The sequence below is a fragment of the Salinibacterium sp. SWN248 genome, assembly GCF_015864575.1.
GTDB lineage: Bacteria > Actinomycetota > Actinomycetes > Actinomycetales > Microbacteriaceae > Rhodoglobus.
In genome coordinates this window covers 1-22,478 of record NZ_JADYWW010000001.1, presented here as the reverse complement: position 1 = coordinate 22,478, position 22,478 = coordinate 1, and the positions used below count along the sequence as shown (strand labels likewise).

Annotated in this window: 20 protein-coding genes and 1 tRNA gene; 19 read left to right on the top strand and 2 right to left on the bottom strand. The window is 59.9% G+C overall.

All coding sequences use genetic code 11. The features are described from left to right. Window positions 1-37 precede the first annotated feature (37 nt). The 13 genes from I6E73_RS00105 to I6E73_RS00045 all read left to right on the top strand — a co-directional run bounded on the left by I6E73_RS00105 (window position 38) and on the right by I6E73_RS00045 (window position 15,503). Window positions 38-400: a DUF1801 domain-containing protein gene (locus tag I6E73_RS00105; protein WP_197122054.1), complete on the top strand. Its 363-nt coding sequence runs from the start codon at window positions 38-40 to the stop codon at window positions 398-400. 201 nt (window positions 401-601) lie between these two features. Beyond that, the gene (locus tag I6E73_RS00100) at window positions 602-2,056 is read left to right on the top strand and encodes a glyceraldehyde-3-phosphate dehydrogenase (RefSeq protein ID WP_197122051.1); all 1,455 of its coding nucleotides are present in this window, start codon (window positions 602-604) and stop codon (window positions 2,054-2,056) included. A gap of 90 nt (window positions 2,057-2,146) precedes the next feature. After that, on the top strand, window positions 2,147-3,175 hold the full coding sequence (locus tag I6E73_RS00095) for an isopenicillin N synthase family oxygenase (RefSeq protein ID WP_197107069.1): 1,029 nt from the start codon (window positions 2,147-2,149) through the stop codon (window positions 3,173-3,175). Window positions 3,176-3,383: 208 nt separating this feature from the next. Next, entirely contained in the window at window positions 3,384-4,490 is a 1,107-nt protein-coding gene (locus tag I6E73_RS00090; protein ID WP_197122048.1) for a Gfo/Idh/MocA family protein, read from the top strand. After that, window positions 4,487-5,335, top strand: coding sequence for a fumarylacetoacetate hydrolase family protein (locus tag I6E73_RS00085; RefSeq protein ID WP_197122045.1), 849 nt, complete (start codon window positions 4,487-4,489; stop codon window positions 5,333-5,335). The genes I6E73_RS00090 and I6E73_RS00085 overlap by 4 nt, the downstream gene beginning before the upstream one ends. Then, window positions 5,332-6,081, top strand: coding sequence for an SDR family NAD(P)-dependent oxidoreductase (locus I6E73_RS00080; protein WP_197122042.1), 750 nt, complete (start codon window positions 5,332-5,334; stop codon window positions 6,079-6,081). The genes I6E73_RS00085 and I6E73_RS00080 overlap by 4 nt, the downstream gene beginning before the upstream one ends. An 86-nt stretch (window positions 6,082-6,167) precedes the next feature. Continuing rightward, a tRNA-Arg gene (locus I6E73_RS00075) sits at window positions 6,168-6,243 on the top strand. A 511-nt stretch (window positions 6,244-6,754) separates the two neighbouring features. After that, the gene (locus I6E73_RS00070) at window positions 6,755-7,267 is read left to right on the top strand and encodes a hypothetical protein (RefSeq protein ID WP_197122039.1); all 513 of its coding nucleotides are present in this window, start codon (window positions 6,755-6,757) and stop codon (window positions 7,265-7,267) included. Window positions 7,268-7,453: 186 nt separating this feature from the next. Beyond that, on the top strand, window positions 7,454-11,452 hold the full coding sequence (locus I6E73_RS00065; RefSeq protein ID WP_197122036.1) for a fibronectin type III domain-containing protein: 3,999 nt from the start codon (window positions 7,454-7,456) through the stop codon (window positions 11,450-11,452). Between the two features lie 638 nt (window positions 11,453-12,090). Then, a complete protein-coding gene (locus I6E73_RS00060) occupies window positions 12,091-12,510 on the top strand; it encodes a hypothetical protein (RefSeq protein WP_197122033.1) in 420 nt (139 codons plus the stop codon). A 694-nt stretch (window positions 12,511-13,204) separates the two neighbouring features. Next, complete coding sequence (locus I6E73_RS00055; protein WP_197122030.1) at window positions 13,205-13,648, top strand: lipoprotein; 444 nt, start codon at window positions 13,205-13,207, stop codon at window positions 13,646-13,648. A gap of 187 nt (window positions 13,649-13,835) precedes the next feature. Then, on the top strand, window positions 13,836-14,207 hold the full coding sequence (locus I6E73_RS00050) for a hypothetical protein (protein ID WP_197122026.1): 372 nt from the start codon (window positions 13,836-13,838) through the stop codon (window positions 14,205-14,207). 183 nt (window positions 14,208-14,390) lie between these two features. Further along, window positions 14,391-15,503: a Fic family protein gene (locus I6E73_RS00045; RefSeq protein ID WP_231600488.1), complete on the top strand. Its 1,113-nt coding sequence runs from the start codon at window positions 14,391-14,393 to the stop codon at window positions 15,501-15,503. Window positions 15,504-15,895: 392 nt separating this feature from the next. Here the strand turns inward: I6E73_RS00045 and I6E73_RS00040 are convergent, their stop codons facing one another. Then, complete coding sequence (locus I6E73_RS00040) at window positions 15,896-16,180, bottom strand: winged helix-turn-helix domain-containing protein (protein ID WP_197122023.1); 285 nt, start codon at window positions 16,178-16,180, stop codon at window positions 15,896-15,898. A 134-nt stretch (window positions 16,181-16,314) separates the two neighbouring features. On the opposite strand from I6E73_RS00040, the gene I6E73_RS00035 reads away from it, so the two are divergent. The 3 genes from I6E73_RS00035 to I6E73_RS00025 all read left to right on the top strand — a co-directional run bounded on the left by I6E73_RS00035 (window position 16,315) and on the right by I6E73_RS00025 (window position 18,070). Then, entirely contained in the window at window positions 16,315-17,259 is a 945-nt protein-coding gene (locus I6E73_RS00035) for a sodium-dependent bicarbonate transport family permease (protein ID WP_197122020.1), read from the top strand. A gap of 5 nt (window positions 17,260-17,264) precedes the next feature. Further along, complete coding sequence (locus I6E73_RS00030) at window positions 17,265-17,567, top strand: P-II family nitrogen regulator (protein WP_197109042.1); 303 nt, start codon at window positions 17,265-17,267, stop codon at window positions 17,565-17,567. Between the two features lie 110 nt (window positions 17,568-17,677). Then, a complete protein-coding gene (locus I6E73_RS00025) occupies window positions 17,678-18,070 on the top strand; it encodes an HsmA family protein (RefSeq protein WP_197122017.1) in 393 nt (130 codons plus the stop codon). A 20-nt stretch (window positions 18,071-18,090) separates the two neighbouring features. Here the strand turns inward: I6E73_RS00025 and I6E73_RS00020 are convergent, their stop codons facing one another. Beyond that, window positions 18,091-18,906: a dienelactone hydrolase family protein gene (locus I6E73_RS00020; RefSeq protein ID WP_197122014.1), complete on the bottom strand. Its 816-nt coding sequence runs from the start codon at window positions 18,904-18,906 to the stop codon at window positions 18,091-18,093. Between the two features lie 161 nt (window positions 18,907-19,067). On the opposite strand from I6E73_RS00020, the gene I6E73_RS00015 reads away from it, so the two are divergent. The 3 genes from I6E73_RS00015 (at window position 19,068) to I6E73_RS00005 (ending at window position 22,289) form a co-directional block, all read left to right on the top strand. Continuing rightward, window positions 19,068-20,636, top strand: coding sequence for a carbohydrate-binding domain-containing protein (locus I6E73_RS00015; RefSeq protein ID WP_197122011.1), 1,569 nt, complete (start codon window positions 19,068-19,070; stop codon window positions 20,634-20,636). Between the two features lie 124 nt (window positions 20,637-20,760). After that, window positions 20,761-21,543: a DUF427 domain-containing protein gene (locus I6E73_RS00010; RefSeq protein WP_197122008.1), complete on the top strand. Its 783-nt coding sequence runs from the start codon at window positions 20,761-20,763 to the stop codon at window positions 21,541-21,543. An 11-nt stretch (window positions 21,544-21,554) separates the two neighbouring features. Further along, a complete protein-coding gene (locus I6E73_RS00005; protein ID WP_197122005.1) occupies window positions 21,555-22,289 on the top strand; it encodes an NAD(P)H-hydrate epimerase in 735 nt (244 codons plus the stop codon). The last annotated feature ends 189 nt before the right edge of the window (window positions 22,290-22,478 follow it).

Sequence of the window (22,478 nt, the reverse complement as noted above, 5' to 3'; positions counted from 1 at the left end):
TATTATCCTACTAATGGAGCGAACTAGAGTGAGCATCATGGATGACGTCACCCCGGATCACAGCGACTGGCGGGGCGAAACGCTTGCCCGCGTTCGCGCCCTGATCGTTCAGGCTGAGCCCACGGTCGTTGAAGAGGTCAAGTGGCGAAAGCCCTCCAATCCCGCCGGCGTTGCAGCATGGAGCCTCGACGGACTGATCTGCACCGGCGAAACCTACAAAGACAAGGTCAAGCTGACGTTTGCGCAGGGCGCTTCGCTCGACGACCCCGCCGGGCTCTTCAATAGCAGCCTTGATGCGAAGGTCAGGCGAGCGATCGATCTCCACCAGGGGGACGCGATTGACGCTGATGCTTTCCGCGCGCTAATCCGGGCTGCGGCCGCACTGAACTCAGCGCGCTAGCTTCCGCGAGCCGCGAGCCGCGAGCCGCGAGCCGCCAGCCGCACCGTTAAGAATCGCCCCCTTTAGCGATCTCTAAAGTGTTGCCCGAACTGTGGCTTCCTGAGCGCGCGTGCCGAGCATCCCTCTGGGAGAATGGATGCGGGACCAGCCGCGCTACAAGCGCGCCCGCGGCCCCGAGACAGCGCAGTCGGAAGGAACCTGATGCAACGCGAACACAGCGACGAATTTGACCGGTGGAATGCCCGCCAAGAACTGGCCGAGGCAATGATCCCCCTCATTGGTGGGCTGTATCGCAACCACGGTGTCGTGACCTCGATTCACGGTCGCCGTCTCATCAACCAGTCGCCCGTCGAAGTGCTCAAGGCTCACCGTTTTGCGCGGCAGCTCAACGAGAGCGAATTGCCGATCGAAGAGACTATGCCGATCATGGTGGCGCTCTCTGCAATGCCGCTGAATTCGGCATCCATCGATTTGGCGAAGCTCGTGAACCGTTTTCGCGAAGTTGGCGGCGAGCTCAATGAGTTCTTGGCGGCTGAGCTTGAGCCGGTGCTCAAGAACGGCAGCGAAACGAAACCAGCGGGAGCGGATGTCGTGCTCTACGGCTTCGGACGTATCGGTCGACTGTTGGCCCGCATCCTGATCGCACACGCCGGCAACGGCGAGGGACTCCGTCTGCGCGCCATCGTTGTGCGCAAGGGGTCAGACAATGACCTCGTGAAGCGTGCCAGCCTGTTGCGCCGCGACAGTGTTCATGGCCCCTTCGAGGGAACGATCTCGGTCGACACCGAGGCCAACACGATTCTGGCCAACGGCACCCTCATCCAGGTGATCTACTCGAACGACCCGGCCACGATCGACTACACCGAATACGGAATTTCGGATGCCATCGTCGTCGACAACACCGGTCGCTGGCGTGACGAGGAGGGCCTCGGCCAACACCTCAAGTCGCAGGGAGTGAAGCGTGTCTTACTCACGGCGCCCGGCAAGGGCGAGATCAAGAACATCGTCTACGGACTCAACCATGATTCGATCGTCGACACCGACGCCATCCTCTCGGCCGCGTCGTGCACGACTAATGCGATCTCGCCGGTGCTGAAAGCGATCAGTGACCAGTACGGCATTGAGCACGGCCACGTCGAGACGGTGCACTCGTACACGAATGACCAGAACTTGACCGACAATTTCCATTCCGGCGACCGTCGCGGACGCTCGGCACCGATGAACATGGTCATTACCGAAACGGGGGCGGCGAAAGCAGTCGCGAAGGCGGTTCCCGAGTTGGCGGGATTGCTGACCGGCAGCGCCATCCGGGTTCCCACTCCGAATGTGTCGATGGCGATTCTGAATCTCAATCTCACGACTGAAACGACGCGCGCCGAGGTGAATCGCTACTTGCGCGACCTCTCGCTCGACTCGACCCTGCAGCAACAGATCGACTTCATCGATTCGCCCGAGGTGGTCTCGAGCGACTTCACCGGCTCGCACCGTGCGGGCATCGTGGACGGCCTTGCCACCATCAGCACCGGCAAGCATCTCGTGTTGTACGTCTGGTACGACAACGAGTTTGGCTACACCAGCCAGGTGGTGCGCGTGATCGAACATATGGGGCAAACTCACCCGCAAGTTATTCCCGAACGCGCCGTAGTCGGAGCATAATTTTCCGAACTGTGATCGTGTTACGCCCGCGCTTCACGCTGTGAGCGTAACAAAGGAAAACTCTCAGACTTGGCGTGTGACCATCGTTAAATGAACGATTCCGCGCTCCCAGTAATTGATCTCTCGCTACTTGATGGCGGCCCAGAAGCGGCTGCCAAGTTCCGGGACGATTTGCTGTGTGCCACCCACGATGTGGGGTTCTTCTACCTTGTCGGGCACGGTGTCGACGAGAAGTTGATGGATGACCTTCTTGCGGCATCCCGCGAGTTCTTTGCCCTGCCCGCCGAGCAGAAGTTGGCCGTCGAAAACATCAACAGTCCGCAGTTCCGTGGCTACACGCGTGTCGGCGGCGAACTGACTGAGGGCAAGACCGACTGGCGCGAACAGATTGATGTTGGCCCCGAGCGCGACGTTGTCGACAACGCTGCCGGGCTCGCCGACTATTGGCGTCTTGAGGGTCCCAACCTGTGGCCGGATGCCGTGCCGCAGCTTCGTGAGTTGGTCAATGAGTGGAACGACAAACTCAGCGCCGTGTCGCTGCGCCTTCTGCGCGCGTGGGCTCACGCCCTTGGCGCTCCGGAGGACGTCTTCGACAACGCATTTGCCGACAAGCCTTTCCCGCAGTTGAAGATCGTGCGGTACCCCGGCGAGTCCAACCCGGAGCCCAAGCAGGGCGTCGGTGCTCACCGTGACGGTGGAGTTCTCACGCTGCTGATGGTGGAGCCGGGCAAGGGGGGCCTGCAGGTCGACTACCAAGGCGAGTGGGTCGATGTTCCGCCGAAGCCGGGAGCGTTCGTCGTCAACATTGGCGAGATGCTCGAGCTCGCTACTGAGGGTTACCTCAAGGCGACTCTGCACCGCGTGATCTCGCCGCTCATTGGTGATGACCGCATCTCGATTCCGTTCTTCTTTAATCCGGCCCTCGACACTGTGATTCCCCAGCTGCAGTTGCCGCCAGAGCTCGCCGCTCAAGCACGCGGACTGTCGCTCGACCCCACGAACAGCCCGATCCTTGAAACGTATGGAGACAATGCGCTTCGCTACCGAATGCGGGCGCACCCCAACGTTGCCCAGATCCATCACGACGATCTGATTCAGGGCCCGCGGGGTGCGATCTAAACCTGCTTACTGACACGACCTAGTGCGGCTCACCCTTGCGGGGGAGCCGCACTTTGTCGTTGGTCCGGATGTGGTGCCCCGCTGCGGCCCCAAGCCCCCAGCGACTACCGCACGCCGCTGCCACATCCAGCCGCCGCGTTGCCGCGTGCAGACGTTTGATATATCGTTTGATCACGAGCTTTACCGTCTATGAGAGCCGGAGCACCCCGTGTCGCACTTTCCAGAACGTGAGCCAGCCGAGGCGTACACTCTCGCGCTGCCGCAACACCCGCGCCCGATCGTCATGATCGGCGCCGGTGGAATTGTGAAAGACGCGCACCTTCCGGCCTACCGCAAAGCGGGCTTCGAGGTGTGGGGAATCGTAAACCGCACGGCGGCTAAGGCGCAGGTTCTCGCCGACGAGTTCGGCATCCCGAATGTGTTCACCTCGCTGTCGGATGCCGTAGCCGCGGCCCCGGCCAACGCCGTCTACGACCTCGCACTCATGCCCGAGCAGTACCCTGCGGTGCTCGACCAGCTGCCTGATGGCGCGGCCGTGCTCATCCAGAAGCCGTTCGGTCAGAACCTTGCCGAAGCGCGCGTGCTGCTTGAGATCTGTCACCGCAAGAACCTTGTTGCTGCGGTCAATACGCAACTGCGGTTCGCGCCGTACATTGCCGCCGCCCGCACACTCATTGCCGAGGGGGCGATCGGCGAGCTCTATGACATGGAGATCCGCGTTGCGACCGAGACGCCGTGGGAGATCTTCCCGCACGTGCTCGGCATCGAGCGTCTCGAACTCAACATGCACAGCGTGCACTACATGGATCTGGTGCGTTCGTTCTTGGGCGACCCCGACGGTGTGAGCGCGGCGACGGTGCGGCATCCGGCCAAGCCCCAGGTCTCGAACACGCGCTCGACGATCATCATGCGGTACCGCGATCGCCCACTGCGGGTCACGATCAGCACAAACCACGATCACGGATTCGGCGGCGACTTCGAGGAAGCCTTCGTCAAGTGGGAGGGCACCAAGGGCGCCATTCGCGCGCAGTTGGGCCTCATGCTCGACTATCCCCGCGGTGGTGCAGACGCTCTCGATATTGCGTACACCGATCAGCCCGAGCTGGGGTGGCAGCCGATACCCTTCGAGGGAACGTGGTTCCCGGATGCTTTCATTGGTTCGATGAGCGCGCTGCAGCGCTATCTCGAGGGCTCAGTTTCTGAACTTCCGACCTCGGTCGACGACGTCATGCACACCATGGCGGTCGTCGAGGCCGGCTATGAATCACAAGAGCGCGAAGGTATCGCGCTGGCAACGAAGGAGAACACTCAGTGAGATTCGCGCGACTCGGCCCCGTTGGCTCAGAAATTCCTGTTGTTCTCGATGAAGGCGGCGCCTTCAACCTGACATCGATCACCGCCGACATCAACGGAGCCTTCTTTGCCAGCGGTGGCGTCGCCGTGGTGCGTGCTGCGCTCGACGCCGGCACCCTGTCGGCTGTCGACACCGAGGGTGTGCGCGTGGGTGCGCCCATCGCTCGCCCCGGCAAGATCGTCTGCGTCGGCCTCAACTACAGCGACCACGCTGAAGAAACCGGCGCGACCCTGCCCGACGAGCCCGTCATCTTTATGAAGGACCCGAGCACGATGGTCGGCCCCTTCGATGACGTGCTCATCCCGCGCACGAGCGAGAAGACCGACTGGGAGGTCGAGCTCGGCATCGTCATCGGCGCTACTGCTCGCTACCTTGAGTCGCCGGATGACGCTGCCGCCGTCATTGCCGGTTACGCCGTCTCGCACGACGTTTCCGAGCGCGCCTTCCAACTCGAGCGTGGCGGAACCTGGGACAAAGGCAAGAGCTGCGAGACCTTCAACCCGTTCGGGCCCGAGCTGGTGACCGCCGACGAGGTGGCCGACCCTCAAGCCTTGGGCCTGCGCCTGTGGGTGAACGGTGTCGAACGCCAGAACGGCACGACGGCGAACATGGCCTTCAGCGTGAACCACATCATTTGGTACCTCAGCCAGTTCATGGTGCTGCAGCCTGGCGACGTCATCAACACGGGAACCCCGGCAGGTGTCGCCATGGGCATCGAGGGTCAGCCGTACCTGCGTGCCGGCGATGTCGTTGAACTTGAGATCGACGGCCTCGGTCGCGCTCGCCAGACTTTGGTGCAGGCATGAGCGCCGAGTTCGCGGGTCTCGTCGCGGTGGTCACGGGAGGTGCTTCCGGTATCGGCCTCGCTTCGGCCCTTGCGCTAGCAGAGCGGGGTGCCACGGTTGCGGTGCTCGACCTCAACACTGAGGGGTTGGATGCTCGCCTCCACGGATTCACCGCCGACGTATCTGATCGTGCCTCCGTCGACGCCGCGGTCGGGACGGCCGCCGAGAAACTGGGCGGCATCGACATCGTCGTGAATAACGCCGGTATCAGCGCGATCGGAACGGTCGAAGAGAACGACGACGCCGAGTGGGCCCGCGTTCTCAACATCAACGTCATCGGTATGGCGCGAGTGTCGGCGGCAGCGATGCCGTGGCTGCGCAAGTCGCAGCACGCTGCGATCGTGAACCTCTGCTCCATCGCCGCCCTCAACGGCCTCCCGCAGCGCGCGCTCTACGGCGCGTCCAAGGGCGCCGTGCTCGCGCTGACTTACGCGATGGCGACAGATCATGTGGCGGATGGCGTGCGCGTCAACGCGGTCAGCCCCGGCACGGTCTCCACCCCGTTCGTCGAGCGGATGCTGCAGGGCTTCGACGATCCCGTCAAGGAACGTGCCGCTCTGGATGCCCGCCAGGCCACCGGACGTATGGTCACCCCCGAAGAAGTTGCCGGTGCCGTCGCGTACTTGGCGAGCCCACTCTCCGGCTCGACCACGGGCACCGCGCTCGAAGTTGATGGCGGTGTGGCGCACCTCCGCGTCAGAAAGTAGGCGCTCGCGGCATCCGACTGTCAAAAGTGTCACTGGCGGCCCGAATCCGCTGGTATAGTTTTCTGGTTGGCGAAAGTCAGCAAGATGCGCCCGTAGCTCAGCGGATAGAGCAATTGACTACGGATCAATAGGCCGGGGGTTCAAATCCCTCCGGGCGCACCAAATTAAGCAGGTCTGACCAGCACTTTCTCGTGGAGCGCGGTCGGGCCTGTTTTTCTTTTGCCCACATTTTGCCCACACTTCACAACGCTTAAGGCCAATTCTGGGCCGAAGATCGACCTGTCTTGCGACTCGGAACCCTGTGTTTGTCTGGGTTATGGTGCGATCCGCCGAGTTGACCAATTGACCTTTGATCAAGGGATCAGGGCATGGTCGGCCTCTATTTTTCCTGGGGTGACAGTCCAAGCAGCACCCTTTGCGACACTCGCGTCGCTAAGTGAGTTGCTCCCGCAGTGCGCGTTAACTCGCGCCGCTAGGGTCCAACGAATCCGATGACTCGCACTTATCGCGCGTCAGGGCTCGTCAGGCCTGACCGCGATTGCGAACTTGCAGTAGTCAGGGTTCTTCGCCTTCGTTCTGACTCGAACTGGGGGTACCGAGTCCTCTCTTAGGGGGACTGCAAACCTACTTCTGGCAACAATAAACTTGCGCAAAACTCAAGTTGGGGAGTCTCATGCGTCGCTCTGTTTCCTCCGTGCATTCTCAGGCTCCTCGTCTCCGTCAGTGGATTGCGATCGGCCTAGCGCTTGCCCTGGGCATCTCACTCTTGAGTGCGCCCGCTGCTGCAGTTGCGGCGGACTCGTCTTCGCCGAGTTCGATGTTTTGGTTTGACCGCGCCGTGGAATCTGATGGTGTCTACACGATTTACGGGGCGCAGCCGAGCCCGAGGATTGATTTCGAGGTGGCCGAGGTCCAGCGCGCTGATGCCACGTTCTCTATGACTTCTGAAATAGACATCGAATTAGTGAAGGTGTCCGATTCGGCAATTGTCACCGAGACCTCTCTCCCGTTGGAATCGTCGGGCGCATACGCGTACGGGTATTGGGAGTTTCCTCCGGGTTCGGCAGCGGAAGGTGAGAGCTATCAACTTCGGTATCGTCTGGTCTCTGACGATGTTGCTGGCGGCTGGGAACCGACAATCGATATCAGTATCGCGTCTCTTGCGTCCCCGCCGGCGCTGCATTAACCCGCGGATAACTCGGTCCATCAGTCACTGCCACCGTTGACCGGCTATATCCCGGACCTTGAGGCCGGTCAGCAAGTGTATGTGGCAGTCCGAGTTGAATCAGGGTGGCAGTTTGGGGCGCCTGTTGAAGTCGGTGATGGCTCTGGCACAGTGGACCCAGACGGGAATTTTTCGATTACTCCGTCGATGAATTCGAGCACGCCGCTTAACGGCCTCTACCGCTGGCAGGCAGTCTATTTCACAGGCGATCGACTCTCTAGCTGGTCAGATTTTCGTACCTTCACGGTAGTACCTAGCCCACGCGAGATTGGCGGCTTCACTCTCACTCAAACTTCGTGGGGAATCGATGCGAGTTGGAACCGGATAGCGACCGGCCCGTATGACCCACCGGTCGATTCCATCGAGGTTCATCTGGAGCCGGGTGGCTTTGTGCAGACCGTGGCTGGTTATGAGCAATCTGTTGACTTCGATGATGTTCCTGTGGGCGAATACACCGCGACCGTTCAAGCAAGTAATGCTGGCGGGGTTGGACCTATTGCGTCGGCGACGATCACTGTCGAGCCGACCGCTCCGAAGAGTCCTCAGAACGCAGACTCAACTTCTGGCTATAAGTCAGGCGCGGTGTCCTGGGAACCTCCACATTCCGACGGTGGATCCGCAATCATCGATTACGAGGTAGCTCTCGAGAACACTTGTGATGGCACAGACACCGAAGTGCACACGACCGATACAAGCCACACGTTCCAAGACTTGCAAGCGGGGTGTTCGTATTACGGCTGGGTTCGGGCTCGAAATGCTGTCGGCTATAGCAACCGCCACTACGGAATCAGCGTGTATCCCTACGCTGAACCTGATGCTCCCGCCGGCGTCGAATCTCGGGCGGGGGAAGGGTTCGTAGATGTTTTCTGGAACGCGCCAGTTGAGACCTTCGGCCAATCGATCGATTCTTACCGAGTAAGAGTGATGCCGGGCGATCTCGAGTTTGAGTTCGAGATGACAGCGCCATCCGCGCGCGCCGGAGTGCAAATCGACGATCTCCAAAATGGAACGGAGTACACGTTTACTGTCTCTGCTCAAACTGTCGGCGGGCAGAGTCTGGAAAGTGGAAGCGTCACTGCGACACCTTTGGATGGGCTGACCGACTCGGACGCTGACGGGGTGCCCGACATTGTCGAGTACCGAATTGGCTCTAGCCACTTACTTGCCGATACCGACAATGACGGCCTCAGCGATTCCGAAGAAATCAATCTACTCTCCGGACTGACCTCGCCAGTAGACGCAGACTCGGACGAGGACGGCATTTCCGATGCCGATGACGACATTGATGGCGACGGACTCAGCAACCTTTATGAGATCACTGAAGGAATCGATCCGCGTGCTATCGATACCGACGCCGACACGCTTTCAGACGCTGAAGAGATCGTTCTTGGCACCAATCCCTCCTCCGACGATTCTGACGGAGACGGACTGACGGATGCGTTCGAACTCCACAACGGATTCAGCCCGCTACTAGCTGATACGAACGGCGACGGAACTGCAGACGCAGAAGAATCTTTAGTGGGCACAATTCGAGCGCACCCCACCGCGTCCAACGGCATTGACGATGGTGGCGACATCGGCCCAGCGGATGGCGAAAGCCGAGCGAGCCAAGTTGCAGCCGAAGGCGGTCGCGTCTCCGCGACGCTGCAGGGCGCTGCACACGATGTTGAGTCCTACGAAGTGCTCGCACAGAACTCGACGATGCTTCCCGGCATGCTCGTGCAAGCGGCCCAGGTCGCCGCTCCCGTGGCAGAAATTGGCCCGGACAACGGCGATACGCTGCGATTCAGCACCACCGCCTCCGCGGCTTCAGCGGCTCCGGTGACTCTGGTCGATGTAAAGTTCCCGATTGACTCTGGCGTGGCCGCAGCACGCTTAGCGAACCTCGCCCCAGTGCGATGGGACCATGCTTCCGGTACTTGGCAGTTCGTCGACAACGACGTCTCAGTGTCGACTGCGGAGAACGTAATTGTGATCACTGACCCGGAGCTGGGCCTCACCTACAGCGTCGTCAACTTGGATGAGTGGAGTGCAAACGCTCTGCAATGTGATGTTGGATCGGGTACCAGAGCACCACTAGATCTGGAGATCATTTATGACGAGACCGGAAGTGTTCAACTCAACGACCCTTCGCAAACACGCTATTCTGCGGTTGACGCGATCGTCAACGAGCTCAACCCATCAGACCGAATATGGCCACGCACCTTCCGCTTCGAGTACCTAAGCGCCTCTCGTAGTGAGTTCGCGCCGCTTCCAGGCAACGCCCTTGTAAATAGCAGTTTTCCCTGGCGTCAGCCCAGTCGTTGGGCGCCGAGAGTGAACGAGCCTTACACCGTCCAAGAGTTCAAGGCCGCGGCTCTCGGCGACCGCGCGGACTATTCAGGGTTCGACCAAGAATCCATGTACGCAGACGAAGTCCTTCGATTCCTTCAGGATGATTCCGATACATTTCTTCGAACGAACTGGGACGACACCGGCTTCTTCAATGCGGAAGCCAATCCCTACGTCGACGATGCCCCAGTATTTGAATGCAGGAACAAAGCACGGCTTCTCATCACGGATGGACAGATCGGCGCTGACGTCACCGACCGCCCATGGGCTCCCGAGGACAGCCCAGACTGGCAATTTTGGCTGGACCCCGACAACCTCGACGTTCCGTATCACGTACTCGATGTTGGCACTGGCTCCCCTGAAGAATCGGCCTGGCTAATCGCATTGGCTGATGCCACTGGTGGCACCTACTCTTACGTCCCCACAGCTGTTGATCTTGCGTCTTGGGTCGCTGCGGTAACCCCTCCGTCAACTGTCGAACCCGGCGACGTAACTGTAGATACGGACGAGGATGGCATTCCGGACTGGGTAGAGATTCATGGCGTCACTGCAAGTATGACGGCCTCGTCAAAGCGTTTCTTTAGTAGCCCATACCTCGAAGATACCGACGGCGACGGGCTCTCAGACGCTGAGGAACTTGGAGAGCCGTATGCGTCACCCGTCGGTGCCCAGACTTGGAGCGCCAATCCTGTCACTGCCTACTCGGTAATTTCAGATCCATCCGAAGTCGATAGCGATTACGACGGGCTGCCAGACACCGAAGAAGTCGAAGGATTGATCAATCCGCTCAACCCAGACTTTGACGGCGATGGGCTCATCGATGGTCTAGAAGAGCTCAACGGCACCTCCGCCAGCCGCTGGGACACAGACCTCGACGGATTCGCCGACCTCTACGAAGTCCAACACCAGATTGATGGCTATATCCCCACCGAGTTCGACGAGGCCATCACACCCGACCAGTGGAAGAGCGAGTTCTTCTTGGGCTTTTTCTGTGGTGATGTTACGTATTGCCAACGAGAATCCGCTGCTTGGTTTGGCGGAAACCTCGCGAGCGGCATCCTCGTTTTCGGAGATCTGAGAGACGGCTTAGCGCAGTCATTGCGTGGTGACTGGGTCGGCTTCGGGCTTTCTGCTGTCGGACTTATCCCTGGGGTTGGTGATGCCGCGGGCGCCCTTGGTAAGGCGATCAAGTTCGCTCAGCGCGCGACTACCCCGTGGGGGCTGCGCGCCGCAATCGTCTTGATTCGATCGCTCGCGCCCGACCCCGTCGATTTCGTGGCAGCGCTTCGACTGATAGACGCTCCTCTGGTCGACGCGCTCGAACTGCGGAGGCTGGACCCGAAAGCAATAACAAGGCTTGTCGAAAGCAATGATCTACAGCATCTGCGCGACCTCATAAAGTACGAGCACACCAAGACTGTTAGCTATTCTGCGGATGCGTTGCCAACGTTCATGATCGGCGGCAACTCCGGGGAAAGATTCATGAACGCGCTGTACGGCGTCACAAATTTCAAGAAAATAAACTGGGGAAAGGGGACCACTGGCATCCGATACCCCGATGGCGTGTTCGAGACCAGAGTAAATGGTGAAATTTTCTCTGTACCGCTCGAGTCGAAAGTCGGTTATGTCAACACCGCACTAGCGCGTTCGCAAATACTCAAGGATGTCGCGATTAGAGGAAAAGACAACGTCGAGGACGTAGAGTGGCATTTTTTCGCCAGCGGAATCACAGGACGAATCGGGCCCTCCGAGCAAGTGCTGAAAATGTTAAAGGACAACAACATGACCATAGTGATCCATTGGCCAATAGGATGAACCAGTTTGCCCCACGAGATCTCAGTCGCGAACAGGCGAATCGCCATCTGGCGCACGCCGAGGCCACGCGCGAATTCCGGCTCACCGAATTAGCGCATTGGATGGCCGCCAGTGGCGGACCTATTGATGAGATGGATGCGTCTTGGGCGAGTGTGGGAACCGTGTGGGAGTGGACTCAATCGTTTATCAGCTCTGAGGTAGCGGAGGTAGTCCCCGCCGAGTGGCGGACGGACCAGTCGATCGGATTTGGCTTTGTCCCCGAGGTCCAATACCGGCGCACCCAGTACATCGTGCAGGCGTGGCCGAGCTACATTTTTGAGGTCTTACACCGGTTGGACGCATCGACACGTCTCTGTCTTGCCAGCGCTGAAGGCAAAGACCATGTCGATTACAACGAGCTGGCATTTCGTTCTCAGTCGGGTAGCGAGCCACTCTTTGTGGATTTGCGAAGGTGGGGCGCAAGAGCCGGCACCAATAGCAGAAACTCTGATATCCACCAGTTTAATGCCTGGTTCTCAACCGAATTCGATGATTGGCACGCCCTAGTTAAGGAGGAGCCTCGCGGACCCTCAATCCTCGCCCCGTTAGTCGAGCGACCTCTAAGCGACTTTGATTCGCTGCGCAACCCGCCGGAGTTTGTGTCTGAGCCCAGAGTGGCGCCAGACAAGACGGTTCCGGCCCTTGCGCAGCTGAAAGACGACGAGTTCATGATCGCGCCCCGCGACTACGACCCCGACGATCTTGCCGCCGGCCAAGCGTTGGACTCTGAGGTCGTGCATCAAGCTCTCCGAGAGATGGATGCGAGCTTGGGTGGTGACGGCACCGCCACCGAACCCACCGACTGGTTCTCTGCGGAGCAAGCCGATGTCACGCTCGGTTCTGTGGCTGCCGCAACGATCTTCGTCGCCGACGGCGCAGTGCGCGGAATAGGCTTCGAAATTGGCGAGATTACCCCAAAAGGATGGCGCGTTCTCGCTAAACAAATGCGAGCACTGGCACACGAGCTGGGCGTGCACTTCGCCCCCGATCAAGACGAGAGCTGGACTGCGAACCGTTAGCTTCGGGTATTTGTCTGAAAACGCGGATAGCGCAGAGAAAGAGACCGAGGCGTGAAGGGCACTGACTATCTCGTGTGGCGCCGTGCCCACATTTCACCCACACTTGGGGAGCACCCCAGTCAACTCGCGGCATCACAGTCGCACCCAGTCACCAGTGTTTTGCAGTGATTTTCGCGACTTCCGCATAGTTCTGCGGGAATGGTTTTCGACTACGGATCAATAGGCCGGGGGTTCAAATCCCTCCGGGCGCACCAGCTAAAACAGGTCTGACCAGCACTTTCTCGTGGAGTGCGGTCGGGCCTGTTTTTTGTTTGCCCACACTTTGCCCACACTTCACAAGGTTTCGGGCCGAGAATTGCTCCAAAACGAGTGGCGAAGGACTGGGTCTATTCAGTGTTCGTCTAGGTTTTGGCGCGACAGCGGAAGTTGGCCATCTGACCATTGCCACTTGGTTCAGTGGCGCTGAAGCTTAGGGACGAGGGCGACCCACTGGTATCCGCGCACATGCAAACAACTTGGGTGCTCGGACCGCTGTGGACGCTCTACGCGACTGCGAATTCTTCTGACGAACGATTGTGAATCTCAAGCAGGAGTACGACTAGCACTCTCGCGTCCCTCTCGCTGGGGCATGGCAGTATCATCGCTTGTGAGTGATGCTCAATCTCAATGGTCGGACTATATGAGACGGACTGCCATGACAAGAATTTTTCACATAGCGCTCGTGGCACTGATAGTCGCGGGTCTGGCGTCGTGCGGTTTGTCCGGTCCAGACCAAGGCAAGATCGACGAGGTGGATGAATTGGTTGCCGCGTTCAACCTTCCGCAAGCGGGTCAGGTCATCGCAGAGTATTCGTCCGGCAGCGGTACCTCTTACGCAATTTATACTCATCAAATTGTGCTGCGCGGGCCTGGCGTTGTCGACCGCGTCGATGAGTTGCTCTTAGAAGGGGGGTTCGAGCTCCAGCCTGGCGCCGCGCTCGGGGTGACATATATTCTCCGAACTGAGGGTAGAAAATTTACTGCCAGAGTTTCACAATTTGAAGAAAATGCGAATGCGGGCACGGAGGCGGGCTCTGATGAAAACGCCTATCGAGCGGAAGTCGGGGACGTAAGGGTGTCGATCGTCTCGTCGCTTTGACCCCGCGTTGGTGCGCACGATGCGGCACCAGGATGATTCAGAATCAGATCCTCATCCACGAATAGCAATGACGGGCCAAAATGTACTCTCGTTGGATCGCCTTCTCCACGCCGTCAATAAACCTCGGGGCCTCTGCTGATCTGCAATCTACCGACGATGACGATGCGCCCGTGGTGATCGGAAGAGCATGAAAAAGTCCACACTCGTCACGGGGTTAGTACTGGTCGCGCTGGGGGCAGCGCTCTTAGCGGGAGTTGTTCTCAACGTCGCGTTGACGAATTTTGAAGGGCCGTGGAATGTCTGCAACCAGCGCACTTCCATGCCTCCAGAGGTTTCGATGCAAGGCAAGACCGAAGTTCCGATCACAACGACGTACTCGCTCCTTCCTTTGCGTCTCAATTGCATCTACAACGTTTCGCCGCCGGGCAGGTCCGCGACCGTCTCTCTGGATTTGGGGGCGGTGTCGGCGGGTTTTGGTATCAGCCTCGTCATAATCGGCGGCATCGTGTTGATCGATGGAGCGACTAGCAGCGCAACTCGAACGAAGAAGGAATCATGATCATGTTTGACGGTCTGTTCGGTGTTCGCCTCGCAGGCTTATTTCATCCAGAGACTAAGAGCCTTCTGCCGCGGGCTCCCGACTAATGGATTCGAATGAAGCAAATTTTACAGATCAACTCAACGTGTAAAAATTTCGCCTCTTTTTTTACACGTCTTGCACACATGTTGCTACGCTTTACACATGACCTGGCAACCAGCGCACCCCTACAACGAACTTCCCGAGCTGCCACCAAGCGTTGAGATAGAAACGAAGCGAGTGCTAAAAGCAGTCATCGAAGCCCGGACTGCTCTGGCTACTCTGGACCAAGCTGCGCGACGAATGACTAACCCGACCGTGCTGATCAACTCGATACCTCTACTAGAAGCGCAGGCGAGTTCTGAGATAGAGAACATCGTTACAACCACCGACGACATCTTCCGATTCGCTCAGGATGAATCGGCAGCAACCAATCCCGCCACAAAAGAGACCCTCAAGTACCGAACAGCGCTCTTCGCCGGGATCCGGTTGATTGCGTCGAGACCGCTATCGTCTACGACCGCGGTCCACGTGTGCACGATTGTCAACGGCCGCGAGATGGACGTTCGACGGCTGCCCGGAACTTACATCGGTAACCCGGCAACAGGGGCTGCCATCTACACTCCACCGTCCGGTGAAACTGTAATACGCGACAAGCTTGGCAATTGGGAGAGCTTTCTTCATGAGTCGCGCGGCTTAGATCCACTAGTGGTGATGGCAATTGCCCACTACCAATTCGAAGCCATTCATCCCTTCGAGGACGGCAATGGCAGAACCGGTCGAATATTAAACGTGCTGATGCTGATGAGCGCGGGGCTAATCGACCAGCCAATTCTTTATCTATCCCGGTACATCATCGAAAACAAAGATAAGTACTACCGATTGCTGCTTGAGGTGACGAGAGACGGCAACTGGGAAGAATGGATACTCTTCGTTCTTGAAGGAATCCGTCTCACAGCTTTGAGCACGGTATCGAAAATTGACCGAATTCAAGTCTTGCAAGATGAGACACTCAGCACCATAAGAGAGATCACTTCCGCTGCCAATGCGGATCTCTTGGCTGTCCTCTTCGAGCAGCCCTATTGTCGTATCGCGAATGTGGTTTCACACTGCCGTGTTTCTCGGCCCACAGCGACCAACTGGTTGAATGCGCTGGTCCGAGAGGGTGTACTCGTCGATGTCAAGGCCGGGCGAGAGCGCCTCTTTATCAACTCCAAGTTCTTTGAGCTCTTGATGAAATCTGAGAGTGCCCCAGAGTCGGAGCAGACACTCTTCTAGCGGAAGAGTGGGAGGCCGCTTCACTTAGGCACAGATTATTGTGAGCGCTTCGCGCGTTTGGAGGGCGCGACCAGGGGCACTGGGTGAGGGTGATCTGAAGTCTGGGCGTGCCCACATTTCACCCACACTTGGAGACCATCGTGGTCAGCGCAAGTCATCGCTGTCGCGCCCAGTCACCACTGTTTTGCATGGATCTCGGGCACTTCCGCATAGGTCTGGGAGAACGGCTTTCGACTACGGATCAATAGGCCGGGGGTTCAAATCCCTCCGGGCGCACCACTCGAGAAAGGCCCCGCCTGTTTTGGCGGGGTCTTTCTTTTTTGTTTGGCCAGTCTCCGCGGCGAAGGCTCCCGGCGCCAGGGCGAACAGGCAGGCCCTCGGCTGCCATGCACCTACGCGCGGTGTTCGGACCCCAGTGTCTTGAGTAGTTCGCCGATCTGGTGGTGGTGCTCTAGAGGGTGTCGAAGCGGCAGATCCGGGTAGAGCTCGTAGCTGTTGCGTCGTCCATCCCGCTTGCGCGTGAGGTACCCGTCTTCGACAAGTTCGGCGATGATGCGCTGGGCGGCTCGTTCGGTGATGCCCACAGCTTCGGCGATGTCCCGTAACCGCATAGTGGGATCCCTGGAAACACACAACAGAACGTGTGCGTGATTGGTCAGGAAGGTCCAGCTGTTCATCTTTCCATCCTAGGCGACACGCGCTGTGCAATACACGCTATGGTTATCGTGTATTGCACAGCGTATATTCAGGAGGTTGGCCCTTGGGCTCCTCCTGGGGGCTACGGACCGTAAGCGAACCAGAGAGTCACCGCGTGATCGATCCCATCATCCTGTTCTTCCTGCTCGGAGCCGTCGCGGGCCTGCTGAGGTCGGAATTGCGTCTACCGGCAGCAGTGTACGAGTTCGTCAGCATCGTGCTGCTGCTCTCCATCGGGCTCAAGGGTGGCGTCGAACTCGCCAAGCAGCCCTTTTCCACCCTGTTGCCACACATGGGGGCAGTGATAGTCATGGGCTTCGTCCTCACACTGCTCGCCTTCCCCGTCCTGCGCTATCTGGGACGCTTCGCGCGCGCGGATGCCGCCTCTATCGCGGCCCATTACGGCTCCGTGAGCGTCGGCACGTTCGCGGTGGCGGTCGCCTATCTGGGCAGCAGGCAGATCCCCTTCGAAGAACACATGCCGCTGCTTCTGGTCATGCTGGAGGTGCCGGCCATCCTGGTGGGAATCGTGCTGGCTCGAGGCCTTTCGCGCGAGACGCGCTGGCGGACGGTGGCCCACGAGGTATTCCTGGGCAAGGGAATTGTTTTGCTGCTGGGTGGCCTGCTCATTGGCTGGGCAGCCGGGGCGGAGGGGTTGAAGCCGATAGAGCCGTTCTTCTTCGATCTCTTCAAGGGATTCCTCGCCGTGTTTCTGCTGGAGATGGGGTTGATCACCGCGAAGCAGATCGGCAGCCTTCGCCGCTACGGGCCATTTCTGGTCGCCTTCGGAATCGGGATGCCACTCTTCTCAGCGCTGGTGGGCACCTGGCTGGGCTGGGTTCTTGACCTCTCCGTTGGCGGAACAGCAATCCTGGCGACGCTGGCGGCGAGTGCCTCATATATCGCGGTGCCGGCGGCCATGCGCATTTCCGTGCCCGAGGCGAACCCCACGCTGTCGCTCGCCGCGGCGCTGGGAATCACCTTCCCCTTCAACGTCTTGCTCGGCATCCCGATCTACCACGCACTTGCCGTGTGGGCACATACATTCGCGAGAGGATGAGAGCCATGCAGAGCTATCACCGCAGGTTGTTAACCGTCATCACTGAAGCCGCACTCGAGAGCACCCTTGTTCGAGATCTCGACCAGCTGAATGCCCACGGGTACACCATTACAGATGCCCGCGGCAAAGGTAACCGCGGCGTTCGCGATGCTGGCTGGGAGGCCAGTAGCAACATCCGCATCGAGGTGGTGTGCGACGCGGAGACGGCCGAAGCAATCGCCGCGTACCTTCAGGAGCACTACTACGCCGACTACGCCATGATCCTGTTCATGAGCGATATCGACGTGCTGCGACCCACGAAATTCTAAGCCGCCGTTCGAACTTTCGCGCAACGGCGCACTCTGAGCTCGAGCAGGTTCGGTGCTGAATGGCCCGAACCACTTTCGCTCGCGAGCTGTGAGCAGGCCACACTAGAGGGATGCTGCTTCCCGCGATCATCCTCATCACTCTTGCCCTCGTGTTGTACACCGTCGGGGTGTGGAGCGAGCGAGTGCAGAAGGTGCTCAAGCCGTGGCACGTCGTGCTATTCGGGCTGGGATTGGCGGCGGATGCCACGGGCACGTTCTTGATGAACCTGATCGCGACCGAGAGTCGTGCGGCCGGCATCGAGCAGAGCGCTTTGAACCAGCTGATGGGCGTCACAGGAGTTATCGCGATCGTTCTCATGGCCGTGCACCTCGCTTGGGCAATCGTCGTGCTGGTGCGCAACCGTGAAGCCGAGAAGACCAGCTTTCACCGGTTCTCTGTCATCGTGTGGGGAATCTGGCTTATCCCGTACATCGTCGGTGCCCTGGGATCGAGCCTCGGCTAGATCAGATCAGCAGACGCCGCTCACCCGATTCGTTCGCGCAAGAACGTGACCACCCGGTCGCGGGCCGCCGCCGCCGAGTTGGCCGGATTCTCGCGCACTTCGCCGGTGAGCACCGAGTGGGCGGTCGCGGCGTAGCCGTTAGGGTTTCCCGGCGACGAGTCCAACTGGATGATCTCGAAAGCATCGCCGAGACGAGCCTTGATGGTGTCGAAGCGGGCGCGCGGGGCGGCGGTATCTTCGCTGAACCGCAAGCCGAGCGCGCAGACATCGCCGGCATCCGCTCGGGCAGCAATGCGGTCGAACTCGTCGGTAGAGACTCCCGCATCGAGCTGGCGCGCGCGTCCGACGGGAAAAGGGATGGCGGGCTGGCTGAGAACGGATGCCGCCACCGAGTCGTCGATCGCCGCGGCTAAGGCGAATCCGCCTGTGAAGCACTGCCCGATCACGCCAACACCTCGCCCGGGAGTGCGGGCAGCGAGGTCGGAGGCAACGGCTCGAAAGTAGTCGGTGATGGGCCGAGATGAGTTCGTCGCAAATGCACGGAACTCGGCGGCCACGCACAACCGCAGCACGGTCCGCGTCATGTAGCCCACGGTCTTTGCTTTGCCTGGCTGGCCGAATGGTGAGGGCACGACGACCGTGAAACCGGCAGCGACGAGGTGCTCGGCTAGGCCAAGCACTTCTGGTGTGATTCCGGGGATCTCTGGGATGAGCACCACTCCTGGCCCCGAACCCTTTTCGAAGCATTCATAGGTCAGGCCCGCGGCGGCGAACGGCGCGCGAACCCAACCACGGAGGTTGCCGACCGGTGCGGCGGAAGCGCTAACGGCTGTCATGCGTACATCTTCGCTCACGAAACCGTGATCCCTCCTGAGCGAGGAGAAGACGCGGTAGTCGCGCCGTTTCGACATCCACGGCTCACGCATATCTCGCTCATAGGAATGTCATAGGGAAGCCCGGTGTAGTGGAACACGTCACCCACCAGAGGAGCTTGATCATGAAGCGAAATCACTTCACTCTTACCGCCGCAGTCAGCACGTTCTTGATTGGCGGAGTGCTGTTGGCCGGATGCTCGACCGCCGTTGAAACTCCCGCCGTCACCTCCAGCGTGACCGCCGAGATCAGCGATGCGAGCGTCGAGCTTAGCCTCGGCCCGGTGGCGACAGAAGTTCTTGCGGCAAACGCGAACTCCACGACCACGAACGATGACGAGTGGACCCTCGATGGCGCAGTTTCGATTGCCCTCGACGGATCCACTGCGACCGCCGACGGCGATGGCGTCAGCGTCTCGGGTTCCACGATTACCATCACGGCGGCCGGCACCTACGTTCTCTCGGGACAGTTCGATGGCCAAGTAGTCGTCGACACCGACGATGAAGACGTCGTTGCCCTCGTGCTCGATAGTGCCGAAATCTCTAGCTCAACGAGCGCCGCGATCGCGGTCGCCAACGCCGAGGATGTCGTCGTTTCGCTCAGCGGAACGAACTCACTCTCCTCCACCGGAGACGACGCCGACTACAACGCCACGCTCTTCAGCGACGCCGACCTCACCATCTCGGGCGACGGATCGCTCACGGTAAGCAGCGCGGTCAACGACGGCATCACAAGCCACGACGACCTCGTCATCCTCTCCGGTGACATCACGGTCACCGCCGGCGATGACGGTCTGCGCGGCAAAGACTCGCTGACCATCGAAGGCGGCACGGTCACGGTGGATGCCGGCGGCGACGCTCTCAAGTCAGACAACGACGAAGACGAGACCCGCGGCTACGTCTACATCGCGGGCGGCACGGTTGCGCTCACGGCAGCGGATGACGGGGTCCAGGCAGAAACCGACATTGTGATCGCCGGTGGTTCGACCACGCTCGCGGCGGAAGACGACGGGCTCAAGTCTGAGGTCAACATCGTGATCTCGGGCGGTGGAACCGCTGTCACCGATTCTTACGAAGGAATTGAGTCGTACTACATCACGATCGAGGGCGGCGTTCTCGCGGTCAACGCGAGCGATGACGGCATCAACGCCACGAGCGGCACCAGCACCACGACCGACATCGGCGGCATCGTCGAAGCGGATGACGGAGCAATGGTGTCGATCACCGGCGGCGAGACTACGGTCAACTCTGCCGGCGACGGAATCGACTCCAACGGGTCGATGCTCGTCACGGGCGGTATGACCACGGTGTTCGGTTCGTCAGAAGACCGTGAGGGTGCGCTCGATGCGAACGGCACCATCGTGGTCGACGGCGGAACGGTCCTGGCGGTCGGTATGACCTTCATGGCAACCGCGCCCGAAACGTCCTCCTCGCAGGGCTGGGTGAGCGCTTCGCTCGAGCAGGCGTACGGCGCCGACCAGACCGTTCAGGTGCTCGATAGCAGCGGCACGGTGGTCGCCGAGTTCACGTCGATCAAGTCGTTCCAGTCGGTCGTGCTGTCGGATGCCGCCATCACGAACGGCGACACCTACACGATCACGGTTGACGGCGACTCGGCCGGAACCGTGACCGCCGGAGTCGCAGCAGCGGGAAGCGAAAGCGGCGGCGGAGGCGGGGGAGCACCTCGCCCGTAATCTGACGCAGCAGCGGTTGCCGCCAGAGTTCGCCGTCGCGGCGTTCGCTGAGCGGCAGCCGCTGTTTTGTTGTCCCTCACAGGCGACGGTGACAGGCTGGACCCACTGACGAGAGAGGGTTCTGATGAACGACTATCCAGGAATGATTTCCGAGAAGAACCTCATCCAGCCTGTCCCGCGTCGCATCCGCGGCTATTTCGCGGGCGAGCTCATCTTTGACACGACGGCAGCGCTCTACGTGTGGGAGTGGGCACCGTATCCGCAGTTTTATATTCCGCTCGCCGACGTGAAGTCCGAGTTCCTCGTTGACGAGGCGCAGGAGAATCACGAGACCCGTGGCAGCTATCACCGCAAGGGCCTCGCGGTGGGGGAGCGCGAGCATCCGGCCGCCGCCAAGGTTTATGTTGGCGATGGGCTTGAGGGCCTTGCCGACATGGTTCGATTCGAGTGGGATGCTCTCGACTCGTGGTTCGAAGAAGACGAGCAGGTGTTCGTGCACCCGCGCAACCCCTATACGCGAGTGGATGCCGTACGTTCGACCCGCACAGTTCGGGTTGAACTCGACGGGGCCGTTCTTGCCGAGTCGTCGTCTCCGGTCATGGTCTATGAAACCGGTTTGCCGACGCGGTATTACCTCAATCGTACGGAGGTCAACTTTGAGCATCTCGTGCCTAACGACACCGTCACCGAGTGCCCCTATAAGGGAACCACTACCGATTATTGGTCGGTAAAGGTGGGCGACACGGTTCACAAGGATTTGGCGTGGTCGTACTCCTTCCCCACGCGACAGCTGTTGCCAATTGCCGGCCTCGTGGCGTTCTACAACGAGAAGCTCGACATCTTCATCGATGGCGTCGAGCTCACGCAGGCCAAAACGCACTTCTTCCCGTCGGCTTCTGCGAGCTAACAGCGCGCGTTATGGCAGCGAACAGCTTTCGAACGAACAGCGGGCTTGTCGTGCCCGCTATTACGACGACGCAGATGCGCGAGGTCGATCGGATTGCGGTCGAGGAGCTGGGGCCGAATCTCTATCAAATGATGGAGAACGCGGGCCGCAATCTGGCGTCGCTGTGCATGGAGCTCCTCGGAGATCGCTGGCCGTCAGCGCCGATCGTGGTGCTGGCGGGAACCGGCGGCAATGGTGGCGGCGGAATCTGCGCCGCCCGTCATCTGGCCAACCACGGTGGCAATGTCACTCTGGTGATCTCTAACCCGTCTCATCTCAAGGGCGTTCCTGCTGACCAACTCGCGCTCTACCGCGCCACTGGCGCACGAGCTGCGACGGTCGCTGACCTCGACACCGTGGATGCTGACCTGCTCGTCGATGCCGTGTTGGGCTACAGCCTCGGTGGTGCACCGCACGGGGCAGCTGCTGAACTCATCAGATGGATGTCGCGCCACCCCGCCCCGGTCGTCTCTCTCGACATCCCATCCGGGGTCGACTCCACGACCGGCGTAGCGCCAGGGGATCACGTCACCGCCACCCACACGATGACCCTCGCTGCTCCGAAGACGGGGTTGGATGCCGAAGCCGTCGGCGCGCTCTGGCTAGCCGACATTGGGATTCCTCGCGAGGTCTATCGGCGCGTAGGTATCGAGCTGCCTCCTGCTCTCTTCGCTCCGGGATACCGGGTGCGACTTCGAGCATCCTGAACACAGTGTTTTGGGGGCCTCATTTTTGCGACACGCCCGGGATGCACGCGGTGTTGGCGAGGGGGGCGAAATGCACGTAATGTTTCCTCTTGTCACCCCAAAGGTGCGGAAGTCCCGGGCAGTTCTGCTGCTAGGTTTCCGGCCTCAAGTGGGGGCCACCATCCTCCGAAATCTTTTAGGTTTGGGTCG